Raw genomic sequence first — 2,399 nt, 5'->3', positions numbered from 1 at the left:
CGCGCTCGCCGAAACCGACCTGGCGGAGCGACAGCCGGCCCCGCGCCGGCTCGACCATCACCTGATGGCGCTGACCACCACCGGTCAGGGCACCGTCGAGATCGACTTTAGTTCGCACCCCTGCCGCCCGGGCACGCTGCTGTGGGTGCAGCCGGGCCAGGCGGTCCGGTTCGGCGGCCAGGAGGGCTTCGACGCCGCGCTGGTCTCCTGGCGCGGGGACGTGCTGGACGACGAGGAGCTCGTCTCCGCGCAGAGCCACCAGCTGACCGGCGCCGACGAGGACGCCATGATCAGCGAGTTCGCCCAGCTCGCCGAGGACCTCGGGCGGCTGCGTGAAGGACCGATCGCGGGTGCGCTGCTGCGGCACCAGCTCGCCGTCCTGCTGCTGCGGGTCGCGCTGCTGACCGGCGCCGAGGACCGGGCCCCGCAAACCGCGGAGGCCCGCACCTTCGCCCGGTTCCGCAGCGCGCTCGAGGCCGGGCACGCCGAGAGCCGGCGGGTCGAGGACTACGCGGCACAGCTCGGCTGCTCCGTGCGTACCCTCACCCGCGCCAGCCTCGCGATCACCGGCCGCACCGCCAAACAGGTCGTCGACGACCGGGTCGCGCTGGAAGCGCGCCGCCTGCTCGCCTGCACTCCCCTGTCGGTCGCCGAGGTCGGCCGCCGGCTGGGCTTCCCGGAGCCGACGAACTTCGGCCGCTTCTTCCATCGCGAGGTCGGCGAGAGTCCCGGGGCGTTCCGGGCGGCCGCCACGGGAACCCGAGAGAACCATCGCATTCCCGCTCAGCGATCACCGGCTGACTGACCGTAATCCCTATATGCCTATAGATTTGGGGGTGGGCGTACCAGGGGATGCACGGGCGCGGCATGATGTAGGTGTGCAGATCTCCGCGCGTGGCGACTACGCCGTACGAGCAGCTCTGAGCCTGGCCCAGGCCCATCCTTCCCTGATGTCCGCGCAGGCCATCGCCCAAGATCAGGAAATGCCCCGGAAGTTCCTCGAGGCGGTCCTCGCCGATCTCCGGCGCGCGGGGGTGGTCCGGGCGCAACGTGGCGCCGAGGGTGGGTACACGCTGTCGCAGCCGCCGCGCGACGTGACCATCGGGCAGATCCTGCGCGCGGTGGACGGCCCGCTGGCCGGGGTGCGCGGGATGCGCCCCGAGGAGACGCAGTATTCGGGCGCGGCGGAAAACCTGCCGAACCTCTGGGTCGCGGTCCGGTCGGCGGTGCGCGAGGTGGTCGACGAGGTGAGCCTGGCCGAGCTGCTCAGCGGCCGGATGCCGGCGCACGTACGCAAGCTGACGACGCGCCCCGATGCGTGGCAACCGCGCTGATTGGGTATGACGCAGACATCGATCAAGTCCAAGGAGGACGTACCGATGGGCGTCATGTTCCGCAGCCGCAAGAAGTTCGGCCCCCTGATCCTGAACTTCACGCAGAACGGCTTCTCCTCGTGGAGCATCAAGATCGGCCGCTGGTCCTGGAACTCGAAGGCCCGCGCACACCGCTTCGACCTGCCGGGCCCGCTGTCGTGGAAGCAGGACAAGTCATAGTGGCCGGATGATCACGTCGCCGCCGAGCCGGCCCTGCTCCGGGTCGCGGCCGACCACACCCGAGCCGAGCAACGTCTGCAGCACCCGGGTGGCGTCGGCCGCCCGGTAGACGGTCTCGGTCAGCGCGAAGTTCCGCAGCTCCGTCACCGTCGCCGAGCCCGTCTCCGCCAGGTGGGCGAGCAGCTCACGCCGCAGCGGCCCGGGGTGCGGGTTGAGCGAGATGTCGATCAGATGCCGTTCGGGATCGCCGGGGTCGCGATAGCGCACCCCGGCGAACTCGTCCACAGCCCACAGCGTCTCCTTGAACCCCTCGAGACTCTTCCCCAGCCCGGTCGCGAAGATCAGCAGCTCCCCGGGCTCTTCCCCCGACGCCAGCTCGACGGCCGCGACCAGCGGGAAGCCGGCCGCCCGCAACGCCGCTCGCCGGCTGCCGACATCTGTACCGGCCGGCAGCACCAGCAAGATCTCCGCGGGCTTTCCCGCGGCGAGGGCGGCGATCGAGTCCGGCCCGGGTGCGTGCTCGGCGTCGAAAAAGCCCAATACGGGTACGCGCACAGCCCCCACCGCCTTCAGCGCGACTGACAGCCGCACATCTGTCCCGCCCGAGGCGACGTGCACGTTGAGCCCCGGGGCGGAGACATCCACCGCCGCCAGGCGCTGCTCGACCCCGGTGGTGTCGTCGCCCAGCACCAGCACGGTCAGCTCACGCCCGCGCACCAGATCGGACTGCTCGACGAAGACCCGCAGGGCGGTGCCCATATTTTTTCCTCCTTATAAAATTAGTATAATTATAGCACGAGCTCTGATAAATATGAACATGATGAGTGATCGTTAAATTTATACTGC

General features: G+C 69.6%; 4 protein-coding genes. 3 read left to right on the top strand and 1 reads right to left on the bottom strand.

Annotated features, from left to right (window positions below; all coding sequences use genetic code 11):
* The first annotated feature begins 19 nt into the window (after window positions 1-19).
* From AB0M20_RS38520 to AB0M20_RS38510, 3 genes are all read left to right on the top strand, one after another.
* Window positions 20-805 (top strand): helix-turn-helix transcriptional regulator, encoded by a 786-nt coding sequence (locus tag AB0M20_RS38520; protein ID WP_364305870.1) that lies wholly within the window; start codon window positions 20-22, stop codon window positions 803-805.
* 73 nt (window positions 806-878) lie between these two features.
* On the top strand, window positions 879-1,334 hold the full coding sequence (locus AB0M20_RS38515; protein ID WP_364305866.1) for an Rrf2 family transcriptional regulator: 456 nt from the start codon (window positions 879-881) through the stop codon (window positions 1,332-1,334).
* Between the two features lie 45 nt (window positions 1,335-1,379).
* On the top strand, window positions 1,380-1,553 hold the full coding sequence (locus AB0M20_RS38510; RefSeq protein ID WP_364305868.1) for a DUF4236 domain-containing protein: 174 nt from the start codon (window positions 1,380-1,382) through the stop codon (window positions 1,551-1,553).
* Here the strand turns inward: AB0M20_RS38510 and AB0M20_RS38505 are convergent.
* Window positions 1,548-2,312, bottom strand: coding sequence for a hypothetical protein (locus tag AB0M20_RS38505; RefSeq protein ID WP_364305864.1), 765 nt, complete (start codon window positions 2,310-2,312; stop codon window positions 1,548-1,550). The genes AB0M20_RS38510 and AB0M20_RS38505 overlap by 6 nt on opposite strands.
* Between the last annotated feature and the right edge of the window lie 87 nt (window positions 2,313-2,399).

The sequence above is a fragment of the Actinoplanes sp. NPDC051633 genome (assembly GCF_040681735.1).
Lineage (GTDB): Bacteria > Actinomycetota > Actinomycetes > Mycobacteriales > Micromonosporaceae > Actinoplanes.
Note: the sequence above shows the minus strand (reverse complement) of the source record. Positions and strands in the feature narration are given on the sequence as shown.

What these genes read in the sequence shown, in the direction of transcription:
- AB0M20_RS38505 (WP_364305864.1), bottom strand. Translation starts at nt 2,312, where the DNA reads ATGGGCACCGCCCTGCGGGTCTTCGTCGAGCAGTCCGATCTGGTGCGC.
- AB0M20_RS38510 (WP_364305868.1), top strand. Translation starts at nt 1,380, where the DNA reads ATGGGCGTCATGTTCCGCAGCCGCAAGAAGTTCGGCCCCCTGATCCTG.